This window comes from Streptomyces sp. NPDC020299 (assembly GCF_044387825.1).
In the GTDB taxonomy this organism is placed as follows: Bacteria; Actinomycetota; Actinomycetes; order Streptomycetales; family Streptomycetaceae; genus Streptomyces.
This window is the reverse complement of sequence record NZ_JBIRWL010000036.1, coordinates 20,076-37,411: the sequence shown is the minus strand read 5'-3', so window position 1 is coordinate 37,411 and position 17,336 is coordinate 20,076. Positions and strand designations below refer to the sequence as shown.

13 protein-coding genes are annotated in these 17,336 nt (G+C 67.8%); 10 read left to right on the top strand and 3 right to left on the bottom strand.

Annotated elements, in window-relative coordinates; translation table 11 throughout:
* The 3 genes from ACH45E_RS45030 to ACH45E_RS45020 form a co-directional block, all read right to left on the bottom strand.
* On the bottom strand, positions 1–575 hold a 575-nt coding region (locus ACH45E_RS45030), incomplete at its 3' end, for a hypothetical protein (RefSeq protein WP_361457064.1).
* 243 nt (positions 576–818) lie between these two features.
* Positions 819–2,567, bottom strand: coding sequence for a UvrD-helicase domain-containing protein (locus ACH45E_RS45025; RefSeq protein ID WP_361457061.1), 1,749 nt, complete (start codon positions 2,565–2,567; stop codon positions 819–821).
* Positions 2,564–4,444 carry an AAA family ATPase gene (locus ACH45E_RS45020; protein WP_361457058.1) on the bottom strand — a complete coding sequence of 627 codons (1,881 nt, stop codon included), beginning with the start codon at positions 4,442–4,444 and terminating at the stop codon, positions 2,564–2,566. The genes ACH45E_RS45025 and ACH45E_RS45020 overlap by 4 nt, the downstream gene beginning before the upstream one ends.
* Before the next feature lie 352 nt (positions 4,445–4,796).
* On the opposite strand from ACH45E_RS45020, the gene ACH45E_RS45015 reads away from it, so the two are divergent.
* The 10 genes from ACH45E_RS45015 (at position 4,797) to ACH45E_RS44970 (ending at position 17,335) form a co-directional block, all read left to right on the top strand.
* The gene (locus ACH45E_RS45015; RefSeq protein ID WP_361457055.1) at positions 4,797–6,056 is read left to right on the top strand and encodes an ATP-binding protein; all 1,260 of its coding nucleotides are present in this window, start codon (positions 4,797–4,799) and stop codon (positions 6,054–6,056) included.
* Positions 6,057–6,228: 172 nt separating this feature from the next.
* Positions 6,229–7,506 carry a hypothetical protein gene (locus tag ACH45E_RS45010; protein ID WP_361457052.1) on the top strand — a complete coding sequence of 426 codons (1,278 nt, stop codon included), beginning with the start codon at positions 6,229–6,231 and terminating at the stop codon, positions 7,504–7,506.
* Positions 7,507–7,513: 7 nt separating this feature from the next.
* Positions 7,514–8,023, top strand: coding sequence for a hypothetical protein (locus ACH45E_RS45005; RefSeq protein WP_361457049.1), 510 nt, complete (start codon positions 7,514–7,516; stop codon positions 8,021–8,023).
* A 63-nt stretch (positions 8,024–8,086) separates the two neighbouring features.
* Positions 8,087–9,208 carry a DUF6042 family protein gene (locus ACH45E_RS45000; protein ID WP_361457046.1) on the top strand — a complete coding sequence of 374 codons (1,122 nt, stop codon included), beginning with the start codon at positions 8,087–8,089 and terminating at the stop codon, positions 9,206–9,208.
* 364 nt (positions 9,209–9,572) lie between these two features.
* Entirely contained in the window at positions 9,573–10,199 is a 627-nt protein-coding gene (locus ACH45E_RS44995; protein WP_361457043.1) for a hypothetical protein, read from the top strand.
* Positions 10,196–12,235: a hypothetical protein gene (locus ACH45E_RS44990; protein WP_361457040.1), complete on the top strand. Its 2,040-nt coding sequence runs from the start codon at positions 10,196–10,198 to the stop codon at positions 12,233–12,235. Before ACH45E_RS44995 ends, ACH45E_RS44990 begins: the two co-directional genes overlap by 4 nt.
* Before the next feature lie 74 nt (positions 12,236–12,309).
* Positions 12,310–14,349 (top strand): hypothetical protein, encoded by a 2,040-nt coding sequence (locus ACH45E_RS44985; protein WP_361457037.1) that lies wholly within the window; start codon positions 12,310–12,312, stop codon positions 14,347–14,349.
* A gap of 271 nt (positions 14,350–14,620) precedes the next feature.
* Positions 14,621–15,091 (top strand): type I restriction-modification system subunit M N-terminal domain-containing protein, encoded by a 471-nt coding sequence (locus ACH45E_RS44980; protein ID WP_361457034.1) that lies wholly within the window; start codon positions 14,621–14,623, stop codon positions 15,089–15,091.
* Positions 15,085–16,131: an N-6 DNA methylase gene (locus tag ACH45E_RS44975; RefSeq protein WP_361457031.1), complete on the top strand. Its 1,047-nt coding sequence runs from the start codon at positions 15,085–15,087 to the stop codon at positions 16,129–16,131. The genes ACH45E_RS44980 and ACH45E_RS44975 overlap by 7 nt, the downstream gene beginning before the upstream one ends.
* Positions 16,124–17,335: a hypothetical protein gene (locus tag ACH45E_RS44970; protein ID WP_361457028.1), complete on the top strand. Its 1,212-nt coding sequence runs from the start codon at positions 16,124–16,126 to the stop codon at positions 17,333–17,335. The genes ACH45E_RS44975 and ACH45E_RS44970 overlap by 8 nt, the downstream gene beginning before the upstream one ends.
* Position 17,336 lies beyond the last annotated feature (1 nt).

Here is a 17,336-nt window from a genome sequence, read left to right as displayed (position 1 = left end):
CCGTGAGACCGCCCCCGCACGGCCGAAGTCCCGCTACACTCCCGCCACCCGGCGAAAGACCAGGTCAGACAGCGAAATCCTGCTGGAGTACTAGTGCAGAGCGGGCCGCCGGGGGCCTCATGCGGGTCGCCCGGAGCCGACGGGGGAGGCGGCGCCGGGCGACGATCAGGGGGAGACCACTGCGGTCGTCTCCGCGGCGGGTGCTGCGTCCTGGAGCCGGTCCGGTCCAGCCGTTCGTACAGCGCGCGCAGCATGCGGGCCTTGTTCTTCACCCGGTGCATGTTCCGGGACCTCAGCGGCAGTCGGCTGTCGGCCTTGCCCAGCACGATCTCAGCGAGCAGGGGCCGGCCGTCGTCGTCGGGCAGCCGGCCCGCGCACGCGCGGACATCGGCGGCGACCGCGTGGGCGGCCCCGGACAGCAGCAGCCCGACCTGTTCGTAGTCGTCGGGCCGCAAAGCCGCCGGATCGGACCACGCGAGCACCGCCCGGACCACACGCTCGCGCGTTGCGCGATCGAGAGGCAGTTGCGTTTCGATCCGGCCTTCGGGGTCGTACAGCACTGTGTGACCGTTCATGACACAGACGCTTCCGCCCGCGAGGCGGAGACGAGTTCCCGCAGATGGGCGGCGAACCGGTCGGCCGCAACGAGTACCGACGGTGCGGATGCCGCGCGGGTGGCTGGCCCAGTCGGCTGCGGCCGAGGAGATCTTCGCTGTGCGCTCACCAGTGCAGTCCACGAGCTGATGACGCGATACAGCAGGGTTCTTCCACGTGTGGTCCGGCTCTATATCGGCGGGCCGGACAGCTCGAAGCAGGTCTCATACGACGCGGACCGGTACTTGGCGCTCGGTCAGCAACCGGGCCAGTGCATCGGTCTCCTCTTCCAGCAGGGCGATGGCGGCCAAGCGGCGGGCACGGGTGACAGCGACGTACCACACCCGCAGCACCTCGTCGGTTGCCGGATCGCCGGTGGCCCAGCGCTGGACGCTTCCAGCATCGGGCAGCAACAGCAGAATCCCGTCGGCCTCATCGCCCTTGAGCTGGTGGACGATGTTGGTGCGCATGCCGGTGGCCACCTGGCGACGTGCCACGGTGGGGACTCCGGCGGGGCGTCCCTTCTTGCCCTGCGGCGCCGCCCCGGGCAGAGGAGGCCAGGCCTTCATGGCCTGCCACACCTGCGGACCCCACTTCTTGTGGGGCGGGGGCAGGCTGTGCAGGAACGCGAACGCAGTGCGGTTGACCTGGTTGGCCGGGAGGCTGTGGGCGGCGCTGATGCGGTCGGGGCCGCCGGCTTGCTCCGGATACCAGTAGCCGAACAGGACACGGGCGGCGATCAAGCAGGCCCGCGCGAGGTCCTCTCCGGAGGCGCCCGGGGTGTGGACGGTGGTGCGGGCCCAGGCCAGGCTGGTGATGGCGTTGGTATCGGGTTTCTCCCGGTTGATGCCCGGCAACGTGGCGTACTTGAAGGCGGTCACCAGGCAGTCCTGCGCCTGGACGGCGTACTCCTTGGCGAGCGCACCGAAGGTGTCGAAGAGACTGGCACCGCTTGGGGCATGCAGGTGACGGCCACCGGAAGCGGCGAACCGGGCAGGCAGCAGCAGGATCGGGGTGGCGTCGTCGCGTACGACGGACGTGTCCGGCGGGCGCTGCCCCGTGCGTAGGGTGGCCGCCAGTCCACAGATGACCGGGGAGCTGCGCCAGTTGCCCGTCAGCGGATGAGTGGTGGGTGAGAGCCCTGCTGCGAAAGACCGAAGTGCCTGGGGCTCGGCCCCGTGCCAGGCGTAGATGGTTTGGTCCGGGTCGCCGACGAGGACCAGGGGCAGGCCGGCGTTGTGCAGTAGCTGGAGGATCGCCAGGTCGGCGGCGGAGCAGTCTTGCGCCTCGTCCACGATGACTTCCGAGAATCGGGAAAGCAGCGGAGGCAGCAGTGTGGCGGCGGCCTTGGCGTTGCGCAGATTCCACAGGGCCAGAAACCGCGCCTCGTGCCCTGTGTGGTACCCCTGTTCGCACCACGACTTGCGCGTGTCGAAGATCCTCTTTTCCCATGCGCGGCGGCTGTAGGAGCTGGCCTCGATGAGCTGGCGGGTCTCGTAGCGGAGCTTGTCCCAGGCCACTGCCTCGCCTGCAGGGTTCTGCGAGGGATCGATGGTCATGGGGAAGCGGTGCAAGGAGATCACCCGGTCCACGTCCTCGACCGGAGCCTTGACGCTTGCCCACGACTCCAGCAACCGGGGCACGGGATCGGCCGCACGCAGCGGCTTGACCAGGAACTCCCACAGGAACGAGTCGAGGGTGCCGATGAAGTGCGGTGCCTGGACCAGGTCGGCGCGGCCCGTCTTGCGGCAGCGGCGGATCATCTGATCCCGCGCCACCCGCGTGAACGAGATCAGCGCCCGGCCCTGCCGTAGCCGTCGCCGGGGCAACTGCAGATGGCGGCTGGTGATCACATGCGTCTTGCCGGCGCCCGGGCAGGCCGGAATGAAGGCAGGCGCCGGCACGGGCACGGCAGCCTGCTGCTGCGCTTCGGCACGGGCCCGCACCGGCGTCGCTTGCCCTGGCCCGGTCACGGCGCGCCCACCGCAGCGGCGCCGGTGCGGTCCGTGGCCGCGACGAAGCGGATCGCGTCCTCCAGGTAGGCAGGCACGGTGAACGCCACCGCCGGGTCGGCCAGAACGTCGGCGAGCTCCTGGGCGAACCGGCCCTTGGAGATCTTTGTGCCCTTTGTAAGCTCTCCGTCCGCGCTTGTGACGGTTCGACTGGTCTTCGTGACGAACAGTTCCCCGAACGCCACAGCGGGATCCGCCGCCTTGACGACGTGCTCCCAGCGCTTCTGCGAGCGCGGTGCGCAGCGCAGGAACGCCGCCCGCAAGGCGGCGATGTTGTCCTGCGACCACAGAGCCGGCTCCAGCGTCCGCGGCGCTGCAGCCAGGTGCAGATCGCCGGGAGAACCCCAGCGGCGGGGAAGCTCCCGCAGCGACTCCAGCCGGGGTGGTTCCGGCTGATCGGGTGCCACATCCGTATCGGTGATCAACGCCACCCGCCGCCCCAGGCTCATGCCGTCCACGGGCGCCAGCAGCACCCGCAGGTAGACCTCGAACCCGACGCCGTCCACGATCACCCGGGTGGTCCCGAAGAACCGCTCCAGGGCCTCGAACGCCTCCCGAGCCGCCTCGATATCGGCACCCTCACCGGCGGCAAGGACACGCCGGGCCAGGGCGGGCAGCAGAAGAAGCTCGGAGATGCCCTCCACCAGGATCGCCCGGGAGGCGAACAGCAGGGCACTCTTGGTGGCATCCAGATAGCGGTCCAGATGCCGCACCCGGTCCGGACTCAGACGCAGCCGGGGGATGGGCAAAGGCCGTGCCTGCCAGCCTTCGGACAGCTCACCCGGCCACCTGGCCATGACCACCAGGTCCTCCACGCTGGCCGCGGCCGACAGGATGGGGGAGTGCGTGGTGACCACCACCTGCAGGTGTCCGGCAGGCTCTACCGGATCCCCCGCAGACCGGCGGCGCGAGGCCTTCGCCCGCCGCTGCAGATAGCGCAGCAGCAGAGTCTGCAACTGCGGGTGTAGGTGCGCCTCGGGCTCCTCCACCAGCAGCACGGTCAGATCGGCCTCCGCCGCCGCGTCCAGCTCCGCCATCACCGTGGCGATGAACAGAGTGTTGGCATAGCCCAGCCCCGACGCCACCAAGGGAAACGGCTGTACAGATGCATCCCCCAGCAGCACACGCAGCGAGCGGGCGATCGACGCGAACGTGGGCTCGGCCAGAGCCAGTTCGCTCTCCTGAGGATGCGCGCCGACAGTCAGGTCCCGCAGCGGTTCGTTGATCTTCTCGCTGACCTTGACCACGTCCCCATCTGCGGCCACCTTCTTCAGCTCGGTGCCGATCCGCTCCACGAAGGCATCGACCTGGTCGTCGTCCCCCAGCAGACCGCGAAGGATCATGCGCACCCGGTCGCCGCCAGCCGAGGCAAGCTCCCGCTCCGCATCACGCAGCGCCGGCAGATAGACGTGCCGCACACCACCGCGCGCCGGAGGCTCTCCCGTCACTGGAAGGCCCGCGCCCTGCGACCAGGCGGTGCTTCCGCGCCGGCCGCCCGTCTGCGGCGGAGTCCAGGACACCTGCCACCGCGCAGTGCGGTTGTCGGGAGCCCCTTCGCGCAGCAGCGCCTCAAGGTAGGCGCCGCTTTGCCCCGCATGAATGTCGGCTAGGTCCATCTGCAGGCTCGGACCACCCAGATCGGCTGTGGTCCTCAGGACGTCGGACTCCTCGAAATACCGCACACGGCGCCCGTCCAGCGGGTCCGTGAGCAGGCGCAGTGCATCGATCACGCTGGACTTGCCCGCGTTGTTCTCCCCGACGAGCACTGTCACTTCCGGCCTCAGCGGTATCTGCACCCGCTCGCACGACCGGAACCGCTCCACCAGCACCTCGGACACATACACAACTCGCCCCCCGTCCCCGGCACATCACCGTGCTCAGCAGCAACGGTGATCAGCAAGAGATGGTAGTCCCAGCCCGTTTCCGACCGGGTGCCGTCTGCACAAGTCGTCGTCGCTGGGGTCGGCGAGCAGCCCGAACCCCGGCTCGTCGTGCAGTGGGGACAGCGGGCAGCCGTTGGCCGCATACGGCCTGGTTGCGGTCGGTCGGAACTGCTCGTGAGGTGTTCTGAGATGAGCAGCAGCGCTTGGCCTCCCGCCGACGTACCTGCGGCGTAGCCTGCTCGGGAGCACGGGCCGTGACGATGCGCCTGGTTCGGCTCCACACGCCGCGGAGAGAGGGAAGCCGGACATGGCGAACAACGGGCAGACGGACACGGCCGTACTGGTGGCGATGCTCAGCGAGCGCGCCGCCGTGAACGTCCGGCTGGCACTGGTCGCGGACGGACAACAGTGGCAACTGCACCATGGCCAGGTCACCTTGGACGACGACACCCCGGTGAAGGAGCGGGCCTGGCGCTACAGCACGGCGAGCTTCCTGGAACTGCGCCTGCCCGGCCCAACTGTCGCCGCGCTGCTGCGGGGCGACGAACAGGACATCCACGGTCTCCACGTCGTCGCCCCCGGCCCGCCGCCCTCCAGCGCCTCCGCTTATCAGCTGCGCGGCCAGGAAGAGTGGGGCCGGGTGACCACGCCGTGGCCGCGCACCGAGTGGACCATCAACCGGGACGCCAACACGCTCCAGCCCGGCCACGACCTGCTGGTCGGGGACGGCCCCTCTTTCCTGAACTTCGACCAGGCCCTCAGCGCCTTCCTTAACCAGCGCCCCCACGACACCAACGCGGGCCGCTCGGACCTGTGGCGCATCGTCCTGCCGCAGCGCGCGGGCTGGCTTTCGCAGATCACCATCGGGCCCGACCTGCTGACGGCCGTCGTCGACGGCGAGGCCCTGGACGGCGCGGTGCTGGAGCTGAGCTGGGCGGCGGGCAACGAACTCCAGTCCGTCGACGGCGCCGGCGCCTACCGCTTCGGGCTGCCCCGCGGACTCGCGCCCGACAGCCTGCTGATGCTCCGCCGCGCGGATCAGTGGCTGGACTGGCGCCACTTCCCGGCTCCCACGTACGGGCGCGCCCGCGATGCCTCGGTCGTCTGGGAGCAGCCCGGCCCTGAACTGGACCTCCTCCTGGCGAACGGTGAGGGGCAGCACCTGGAGTGCAAGCGGGAGGTCCCGGAGGGCGACTCGCGGAAGAAGATGCTCAAGACCATCGCCGCCTTCGCATCGCAGGACGGCGGCACCGTCCTGATCGGTGTCCGGGACGACCTGCAGATCGTGGGCCTGCCCGAGGGGGCGAACATCGATAAGCAGGTTCTCCAGGTCGTGGGCATGATCCGGGACAACCTGGAGCCGGTGCCGTCCTACGAGCCACGCGTGATCGAACACGACGGAAAGACGGTCCTCGCGATCGAGGTCTCCGGCGGGGGCCAAATGTACGCCTACCGCGACGGACAGCGCGCGGAGTTCTACGTCCGTGTCGGCCCGAACACGGTGCTCGCACGCCACCATGAGATCGCCGCCGGATTCCGGCAGGCGCCGACCGTCACAAGGTTCTGAGAACCACCGCACCGGCGACGGCACATGTCGACCGCACCCGGTACGGCCGACATCGCGCTGTCGGGGGCGCTGCCCACCCACGCGATCGGCTGAGCGAGATTCCGCTGTCTGTCGACTGGGATACCGATAAAATACCGTCATATCCGAAAAGCGTTCCGCCTAGCATCAGTGCATGACTGCGGAAGAAGCCGCGCAGCGGTGCCCGATGCCCGGTGCTCATCGGCGCCTGATGGACTGCCATGCCCAGTGGCACCGGCTGCACGAGGAGTACTTCGATCCGCATGGCTTCAGGATCATGCTGAACGCGCTGGTCCCGAACCTCCGGAACGTGACATGGCTGCTGCAGAAGCAGAAGAAGGAACTCGTAGGCTTCGACGACTGGTATGCACGGTTCCAACAGCAGTCGGGCAGCAGCGAGATCATGCGGTGGGTCGTCAAGTCCCGCAATCGCATCACGAAAGAAGCCGATCTGGAGCTGCACAGCGAGTTGCAGATCGTGTGGCAGCAGGACTGGCTGCAGCGCGTGCTGGGCACCTCGGCAAAGTTCCCGCCCCGGATGACGGTCCGCGAGATCCTGGACGATGTTGTACGGCGGTACCGGCCCCCGGGCGGCACTGTGACCGTGCGGCGCCGCTGGGTGGATGCGGCGCTGCCCGAGTGGGAGTTGCTGGACGCGACGGGAGAGGTGTACGCGCAACTCGCGGCGCTGCTCGCCGAGGGGCACCAGGCAGCCGGTGTGCAGATATGCGACCTTTCGGTACGTGACGAGGAATGCGTGACGGCGCACCTCAAGTCTTCGGGCACCATGCCGCATTGCATGCTTGTCGCGAAGGACGACCTGGAAGCCCACTTCGACGTGCTCAAGGGCGTTCAGATCGAGTCCTACAACTTGACCATCGAACGCGACGAGGCTGGCACCAAGCGGGCGCTCGAGCGCTACGGGAAGCGGCCCGAGCCGCACTCCGGCAACCCGATCGACGCCGTGCCCTGGCACATGGCCAACGCTCGGCTGCTGATGGAGAAGGACGGCTTCCACGAGACCTTCGCCTTCCTGTACCGAGGAGACAAGATGGTGCAGCTCGGCACTCTCGTCTTCGACAGCCAGGGCACGAAGATCCTCTCCTTCGAGAAGCTCGCGAACCAGGCGAAGGCGATGAAGGCCGACGGCATCGTCGTGACGTCGGAGTCATGGTTCGCCAAACCCACAGGCAAAGAGCAGGAACTGGGCACCCTCTTCTTCCCGGCGCGTGACCGCCTGGACCGGCTCGAGGCGCTCACCGTCTACGCTGCGACCCGTGACGGCCGCCGGGCGGGACAGATGTCCATGGTCACTCGTGACCCGAACGGACAGACGACCTGCTCTGACCCACAGGACGTCGAGTATGCGGTGGCTCCCACTCTCGCTCCCGTTCTGAGAAGGTGGGATGAGACAGGGCAGCCGACGAGCTGACCACGGCATGAAGTTGAGCGACCTCAGCCCGCTGATGACCCGTCGCCAAGACGGCGGCCTCAGCTTCGCCCGCTTCCGCCCCGACCCGTCGTTGGTCTCCCTGCAGTGGCCGGACGACGTCCTCGAACAGTTCCTCTTCGACCACGGCGACAATGCCGCCTTCGTACACGACTACGGCGGCATCGACCTGCGCGACGTCACGTGGCGGCTGGAGACGATTCCCACTGCGGACTTCGTCGGGATGCCGACCGGAGCGTCCGATGCCGGCTGTATCGAGAGCTACGCCGAGAACCCGGTGCACTGGGTCAAGGTTCGCCGCCCCGAGGTGGGTCGGCACTGGGAAGAGCACGGGACATGGCTACGCCCGCCGATCCTGATCGCCCGACGCCTCCTGGACCCATCAGACAGCGGTCTGCAGGTCGTAGAGGGCAGGACACGCGTTGGTGTTCTGCGCGGCCGCCTACGCGAGCAACTGCACGTCGCCCCCAACCACCACGCCTGGGTCGGACGCCCGTGAGAACGTGCCGCGCCTCAGTGCGTACGCTGCGAGCGTCCGGCCATTTTCCAGGAAGAGCTGCGGATGAATGAGAACTCGTCTGTACCCGGGTCGCGCCGGGACATGGCGATGCACAACGACTGGTGGGCTTCGGGCTGGGACCACGTCCTGCCTCGCCAGGGCTTCCCACTGACCATGCTGATCGGGACCGCGAGCCAGCCCGGCTTCACTGGCTCTCTGGACGACCTGCTGCAGGAGATCTTCGGCGGCCACTGGGACATGATCGGCGGCGATCTCGACGGTGCGCTCACATTCTCGTGGCCCGATGAGGAGTGGGACTACGAGGAAGCGCCCGAGGGTCGAGAGGCGTGCGAGGCGAGCCGCTGGGAGAAGTTCGGCGCCATGCTGACGGCCACCTGCTTCCCGGTACCCCAAACGGTGCGGGGCCTGTCCGAGCTCTACCTGACGTGGGGCCTGGCGCGCCGCCTGGTCGACGATCTGAGCGAACCGCCAGAGATCCTCACCTCCCTGGAACGGCTGGCGGCCGCCACCAGCCAGGACGCCGACGATGTCCGCCTCGCCTTCGCGGAGCTCGTGGAGTCCGGGGACGCCCACTCGCGGGGAATCCCCGGTATTACAGCTGCGGACTGCGTCCCGCCGCTGTCCAGGCACAGGCCGCGGCTGCGTTCCTCGGCGACACCTACTCCGACGGCACCTCGCTGGTCCTGGCCGTCCAGGCCCTCACCGAGGAGGTCATCTGGGGTGACAAAGAGCGCACCGACGACGCCGAGCGCGCGTGGGAGCGGCTGGGCGAGCACCTCGGCTTCGTCAGCACACGCCCCGCAGTACGACAAGGGCCCGGACAACCTGTGGGTCCTCGGAGCCGGGCGACACGCGGTCATCGAGCTGAAGACCGGACGCATCACGGACGCGATCATCAAGCACGACCTGGACCAGCTCGGCGGAAGCGTCCGCTGGCACGAGCAGACCTACCCCGACGTCACCCAGCAGATCTTTAATGGTCCACCCGAGCCGTACGCCGGACCTGCAGGCAATCACCGTCGACGGCATGCGGGTGGTCACGCAGCAGAAGTGGGAGGCGCTGGCCGAGGCCGTATGCAACTGGGCCGAAGCCCTCACCCACGGACAGCAGCGCTGGAGGGCCCCGCACGTCGTCGCCGAGCAGCTGGCCCAGCAACAAGCTGACTGCTGGCCTGATCTTCATCACGTATGCCCAGGTCCCTGCCTCCCCGAACGGGTGACGGGTCCACACACGCTGGGCCTAGGGGATCGCCCGGCGGACCGCCGTCACCGTGACGATGACGCCGGTCCCCTGCTTCCGACTGTCCTGTTCCCGACGAGACGCGGCCACGCGGGCAGACACCTCGTGGCTTCACTCCCTCGGCCGAGCGAGATTTCCGTGCCGGTAGCGACACGCTGGGGTAATTCGGTGATGTTCGCTTGTATGGTGAGTGACCGATGATCAGCAATCAGTGAGGGGGCCGGACTTTCCGGCAGGTCCAAGGGGGTGGTCGCTGTCAGTCCTTCACCGACCCCGGGTCAGACGGCGGTGCGAGTTCTGTTCATCCTCGACCGACTGGGTGAACCGTGCGCCGACTGGCCGCAGGTGCCCGACACGGCCGTTCGAGCGGTCCGCTCGCAGCGCAAGCTGCAGAAGCTGGACTTCCTCGTACGCAACCCTGACTACCTCGCGGAACTGATCATCTCGAGGTGGGAGGCAGGCGCCCTGCCGGCGGAGCGGCTGCTCGACGCCCGAGCCGTGTTCACGGAGCGCGAGCCGGAGCTACACACCTACCGGATGCTCCGCAATGATCACGGAGCCTACGAAGTTCTCGACAACGCCCTGAGCGTGCTGCGCCACCTGGGACTCATCGCGGTACGGCGTGCAGGGCGTGTGTCCGACGAACGCGTGCGCCGCAGGGACTACTTCCTTCTCCAGGCCGGCGCCGATCAGGCCCAGCGGCTCCGCGAGAGTGAACAGGTCCTCGCCTGGTACGACCAGCAGACCGCCTACGTGGCGGCCGCGGTCGAGGGGATGACCGGAGCCCAGCTGAAGGCACAGCAGTACGGGCAGCCCGAGTACGCCGCCACTCTCGTGCACCAGGTGATCGGCGGCATCACCGAGCGTGTCCGCGAACGACTGGACGCGGCACTGGCCCAGGAGGGACTGGCATGAGCACAGAGAGCGACGCCCTGGGCCCGGTCGAGGCGTGGCTGGAGGAGATCGCGAAGGCGGCCGGCCAGGAGCTGGACGTGGTCAAGGCGGTCCTCGTCGAGCACGGCGTGCGCCCACAGACCGCGCTGCCCAGGCCGCACTCGCTGCGGGTGACCGAAGTGGAGTTCGAGGGCGTGCGCCCCGCGTTGGCGGGTGAGCACGACGGCGACGTCGGCGAGGAAGGCGATCCCTTCCACTTCCGGTGGAAGCCGGGACCGGGCGTTTGGTGCCTGGCCTCCTCGGGCAAGAACGAGGCCGGCAAGTCCAGCGTGCTGGAGATCGTCCTGTGGTGCCTGCGCGGCCGCAGCGGGCTCCAGCGCGACGTGCAGAGCTGGCTGCGCCGAGTCCGCACCGAGTTCGTCCTCGACGACGAGACCCTTGTCGTCGAGATGACTGTCGCGGACAGCAAGCCAGCAGGGACCGTGGTCTCCAAGGACAGCGGTGCAGCGCTGTTCTCCTTCGACAACGCCGCCACGTTCGAAGAGCTGATGGACGCCTTCATGCTGGAGCGCCTCGGCCTGGAGCCGCTGCGCACCCAGCAGAAGCGGCCCGAAGGAGTCGACGGACCGCCGCTGACCGGCGAGTTGTCCTGGCCGGCGTACGCCAGTGCCCTCCACATCAACCGCTCCGGCCTGGGCCACCTGCTGGGCAACGAAGCCCGCAACGCCCTCCCGACCCGGCTCCTCGAACTCTTCCTCGGAGCTCCCTGGGCCGCCACGATGGTCTCCGCCGCGGTAGCGCAGAAGCTCGTCGCGGCGCAGCTGTCCGCCGCCAAGGCCCGCGCCCAAGCCGAAGCGGACGAACGCCGGAGCAAGATCGACGAACTCGACCGCAGCCTCCAGCGCGCCCAGGACCGGTTGGACACCCTGCCGGACCTCGGCCAGAACGCCGCCGACCTGAACGCCTCTTACCAGGCCCTCGCCGAGGCGACCGAAGCGGCCGGCACCGCGCAGCGCGAGCTCGCCGAAGCCCGTGTACAGCACGACGAGCTCGAACAGCAGCGCCAGTCCCTTGCCGCGCTGGTCCATGCCGCACACGAAGCCGTCCTCGCCAAGGCCTTCTTCCACACCCTGAAACCAACCGTGTGCCCCCGCTGCGACGCCCAGGTCACCCAGGCTCAATGGGCCCGGGAGGACGAAGGTCACTGCTCCCTGTGCACCTCCGAACTCCACCCGGCCACAACGCAGTACGACGGCACCCCGGCTGACGAGGACGGCCTCGACGACGTCGACGACGACCAGGAACTGCGTCAGACACTCGCCCAGGTCCAGCACGCCGTCGAGACGGCGGCCACAGCACTCGCCGGCAAACAGGCCAAAGCCACCAACGCCGCGGCCACGCTCCGCCAGGCCCAGAACGCGCTCCAGGACGCGCTCGCCCGCCCGGCAGCGGGCGAGCGCCGGGCAGCCGAGCTCGAGGTCGCCCGGCTGAGAGGCGCCCTCGACGAACGCCGAGGCCGTTTCGACGACCTCGGCGATCCAGCTGGCCTCGCCCCGCTTCAACGAGACCAGGACATCCTCAAGGCCGCCGAGAAGGCCGCCCATGCCCGCCGCACGCAGGCCCTCAAGGAGGTCCTCCAAGCCGTCCAGACCGACATCGTCACCATGGGCCGCCAGCTTGGACTGGAGATGCTCGAAGCCGTCGAACTCGGCACCAGCGCCACACTGAAGGTCTGGAAGGGCGGCCAGCACCAGCCATACGGAAGCCTCACCGAGGGCGAGCAGCTCCGCCTGAAGATCGTCACCACCACCGCCCTCCTGCGGCACGGCATCCGCACCGGCGTCGGTAGACACCCGGGACTGCTCATCGTCGACTCGCCCGGAGCCGAAGAGGTCGACCGCGGAGACCTCGAACTGATGCTGCAAGGGCTCGTCCAGCTCACCGAGACGGCGCCACAGCTCCAGGTCATCATCGCCACCGCCCGCGGCCAGGAAGTGGCCTCGGTCATCCCGGCGGACCAGCTGCGCCTGGCCCCGGCCGGGGAACGATTGTGGTGACCACCCCGTTCCGGGCACAGACACGGCCCTCTATGCTCCACAGGTCGCCGAGCGCAGTGAGGAGATGGTGACCAGTGTCCCGTGGCGCTCCCGATCCGCTCCAACCGCTGGTAGACGCCCACCGCACCGGCGCCCCCACGCCGTCCCTCGCCGACCTCGGCGGACTCGGCCACCTCCTACAGGACACCGCCACCCTGCTCGACCACGACGAACTGCCCCTGCTCGTCGCCCTGATGTGCACCGACAGCACAGCCATCCAGGACGACCAGGCCCGCGCCTTCCTCCTCACCGCCGCAGAGGCCCCGCAGGACCCACTCCGCCTGGAGGGCGTCATCACCTCCCTCCTCGGATGCCCCGAAGCAGTCCACGAACTCGGCGACGACCTGGCCGACATCTGGCTGGACGCCAGCCGCAGCCACACCGACCTCCTCGGCGGCATCGCCCTGGAAGGCACCGCCCGCATCGTCCTGTCCGGTGCCGCCGCCGAATACGGACTCCTGGACCGGCTACGCCGCCTGAACCGGCAACAGGAACTCGCCCAGATCGACGACGACTACGCTCTGCGCACCGTCAGGGTCGCCGGCGCCGTCGCCGAGCACTTCGACTCACCCGACCCGGCCCGCCTCCTGAACCAACTGGTCGAACGCGACGACGTCGCCGAGGACGCCGCCTTCGAACTCGGCATGCTCGCGCTGCGCCAAGCACTGCACACCGACAACCCCGACAGCGCCCGCCCCCTCCTCCTGGAAGCACGCCAACACCTCAGCGACGCTTACCAGGACGAAGAACGCCCCGACGCCGCCGCCTTCGGCGCCGCCATCGACGCGATCCTCGCCTACTCCGCCGGCGTTCCCCTCCCCGGCGCCGCCAGAACCCAGCTCGACGAAGCCGTCCTGGACCTCCGACTCAACCTTCTGGGCCTGCCGCCCGGGTGGCGCACCCCACGCCTGGACACCCTCACCGCCTGGCAGCACCTCCTCGACACCCTTACCCGCGCAACGGAATCAGACCGCCCCGGAGCCTGGCTCCACGCAGCCGGTGTGATCAGCGACCTGGTGGACGTCTACACCGCCCACCGCACGCTCGACCTGTTCGCCCCCTCCCCGGCGCGCCCGCCCACCGCTCAACCGGGATCCGCGACATCAGCGGCCACGCACGGCCTGCACGCCCTTCTCGCCCCCCGCGTCGAGGCCACCCTCCTCGCTCACGAGGGTGGGCTTGCCCTCCTGAACGCATGGCTTGAAGAACTCGCCGAGGACCCCGGCCGCGACCATGACCCGACCACAACCCTCGTCCGGGAACAGGCCGCTCGGCTCCGGGAGACGCTGGACACCGGGGGTGGTTCCCCGTCCCCAAAACCTGACTGCCCGGCGACATCGCTCGCCGGGCTCGGGCTCTCCACTGCGGACACACAGCGCCTGCAGAGCCTGCTGGCGGACACCCCGGAACTGAGGGACCGAATCGACGCGATGCTCGCTGCCCGAAAGGCCGCACAGCCGGTCGACGAGGTGCCAATCATCGCCACCGTGTTCCGCAACACCCATCACCAGCTCAAGGAACAGTGCCCGGACGGGTACGTCGGCCAGTTCGCCGCCGACGTGGACCGCATGCTCCTGCGCCTGCTCCGATTCGTCGACCTGCGGCTGTCCGAGACGCAAAAGTACGGCGGACAAGCTCGGGCCTACCTCCGTCAGCTCAAGAAGGACGAAGCCAAACCGCGGGAAGCCGAACTCGGCCGTGACCTGCGGGACTTCCTGCGCGGCCAGGGCCTGCGGGTACGCATGGAGGAAACCAACGTCGGCGGTGGGCGCGTCGATATCGCCTGGCAGCCGAACACCGAACTGATCACGCTTGAGCTCAAGCGGGACTGGGTAGACCCATCCTTCAACGCGTACGCCACCACCTACGGGCCCCAAGCGATCTCGTACCAGGTCGCCGGCCCGCCCGTGAACTTCCTCGTGGTCCTGGATCTCACCCCGAAGCCACAGGGCCTCGCGGCCATTCCGGCCTGCATCGACGTCCGCACCCTGCCCGGCCCTGCAGGCGACCCCCGTCCGCGCACCCTCATCATGGTGCGCGTTCAAGGCAACAAACGAGACCCCAGCGACGTGTAGCCGGTCACCGCCTCCGGCGTGCCCGGATCACCACTGGAGCGCCGTCGGGACCGTGAGCGAAGGCCCGGGCGTCCCCGCACGCGGTACAGCAGACAGCGAAGTACCGCACGGGCGGTTTGCTGCTGGTGCCCTCCGCCCATCGTGGCTCGGTTCGGAGCGTGGGTACTGGTCATCGTCTGCAGGTCGCTGCTGCCTGCCGTATCGGCCTCCCGAAATGTCAGTGCCCTCCGCCATAATCGGGGCACCGTCTTCTACGAAGGACCTCACCTCTGTGACGATCACCCAGCACGAGCTCGAATCCCGGCTGTGGGACGCCGCGAACGCGCTCCGCGGCCCCGTCGACCCGGCTGACTTCAAGACCTACGTCTTCCCGATGCTGTTCTGGAAGTGGATCAGCGACACCTGGCTCCACGAGCATGACGCGGCGTTCGATGAGTACGGCGACGACCTCGACGACGAGATCGAGGCCGACTTTCACCGGTTCGAGCTGCCCGAGGGAACGCTGTGGAGCGAGGTCACCGAGAAGGTCACCAACCTCGGCGCGGAGATCGCGAAGACCTTCCAGCGGATCGAAATGGCTAACCCTCGCTCGCCGGCGTCTTCGGCGATGCCTCGTGGGGCAACAAGGAGCGCATCCCGGAGTCGGCTCTGCTGGGGCTCATCCAGGCGTTCAACAAGATCAGGCTCGACCCGTCGACGGTCTCGCACGACCTGCTCGGTGCGGGCTACGAGTACTTGCTGAAGAACTTCGCCGACGAGTCGGGCAAGAAGGCCGGCGAGTTCTTCACGCCGCGTGAGGTCGTGAACCTGCTCGTCGGGATCCTCCAGCCTGAGCCGGGCGAGTCCGTCTATGACCCGTCCTGCGGCTCTGGCGGGATGCTGGTCGCGACGATCAACCAGCTGCGCGAGTCCGGCAAGGACCATCGCACGCTCAGGGCGTACGGTCAGGAGATCAACCTGACGACGGCCTCGATCGCAAGGATGAACCTGTTCCTGCACGAGATCGAGGACTTCGACATCAAGCGCGGAGACACCCTCCGCACTCCGGCGTTCAAGGACACCTCTGGTGCGGTCCGTCAGTTCGACGCCGTGATCGCCAACCCGCCCTTCTCGCTGGCGAATTGGGGAGCGGACCGCTGGTCCTCGGACCCGCGAGCCATCTGCGGCGTTCCGCCGGCGAAGAATGGCGACTTCGCCTTCGTCCAGCACATGATCTCGTCGATGAAGCCGGGATCCGGCCGCGTCGGAGTGGTGATGCCCCATGGCGTGCTGTTCCGCGGAGGCGCGGAGGCGAATATCCGCCAGGGCCTCATCGAGAAGGACCTTCTGGAAGCCGTCGTCGGTCTGCCGCCTAACCTCTTCTACTCGACCTCGATCCCGGCGTGTCTGCTGATCTTCCGCGACCAGAAGCCTGACGAACGCAAGGAGCACGTCCTCTTCATTGACGGCTCGGCCCGGTTCGTCATGGGCAAGAAGCAGAACCGCATGTCCGAGGATGACGTCAGGGCTCTCACCGAGGCGTACCAGACAGACAGCGACCCAGACGGTGAGGGTGGTGCGAACGTCCGGCTGGTGCCGTTCGAGGAGGTCGTGCAGAACGGCTTCGACCTGAACATCGGCCGCTACATCAAGGTCGCTGCAGAAGAGACCGCCGATCTGGGTACCGCGCTCGTGGCGTATGCCGACGCCCGGCAGCATCGCATCGACACCGAGACTGTCATGTTCGAGCGGCTCGCCGCGGCAGGCGTCGACCTGAGCGTGTTCGGGGTGTCCAGTGAGTGAGTGGGAGCGGGTCCGGCTCAACGAGGTCATTGCACTGGACGTCGACGCGGTCCCGGTCACGGCGACGGCCACCTATGACATCGTCGGTGTCTTGAACCGCGGTCGGGGCCTGTTGTTCCGGGAACCGATCGCTGGCGATGAGACCTCGTACAAGACGCTGAATTGCATCCGGCCGAACCAGATCGTCTACAGTCGCTTGAAGGCATTCGAGGGAGCAATCACCGTTGCTCCGAACGATCTGGGTGAGGCCTACGCGTCGCAAGAGTTTCCGACGTTCACGTGCGGCGAGCGAATGCTTCCCGAATTCTTCCGGCTCCTTACGACCACAAAACGACTGTGGGAGCAACTGCAGGCGCTGTCGACCGGAATGGGCGGCAGGCGTGAACGGGTCAAGCCCACTGACTTCTTGACGATTGAAGTCGCTCGCCCATCCTTGTCGGAGCAGCGCCGCATTGTCGATGTCATGGCTGCCGTGGACGCGCAGCTCGAGGCGCTGGGGGAGGAAGGCGCGCGGGCGGACATTCTTTGGTGGGCTATTGCGAGCGACATGGTTGACGCATTGGCTGATGGCGACTGGGTGCGCCTCGACTCGATTGCTGACATCTCAGGTGGACTGACGAAGAATAAGAAGGACTTCGAACGACCTGACCTCGTCGAAGTTCCGTATCTTCGAGTCGCGAATGTTCATCGTCGATACCTTGATCTTCGGGAAGTTGCGACGATTCAGACGACGAGCTCCAAGGCCGAGGCTCTTCGCCTGGAACCTGGAGACATCCTCTTCAACGAAGGTGGTGACAAGGACAAGCTTGGCCGCGGCGACGTGTGGCGAGGGCAGATTGACCAGTGCATTCACCAGAATCACGTATTTCGCGCCAGAGTAACTTCCCCCGGATTCGTGCCACAGTTCGTCTCCGCCTGGGGTAATTCGTTCGGCAAGAGCTGGTTCGAGACCTTCGGTACTCAGACAACCGGAATTGCGTCAATCAACAAGCGCACGCTGAGTCGTTTTCCTGTCCCAGACGTACCCAGCTCAGAGCAGAAAGCATGGGCGGACCGGCTGGATGCCGCCTGGCAAACTCAGGCTGCAGTGTCCGCCGAACTCTCCCACCTCCGTACCTTCCGCTCCAATCTCCTGACATCGCTCCTGAATCAGGAGATCGAGATTCCTGAGTCCTACGACGCTCTGCTCGAGGAGGTGTCCTGAC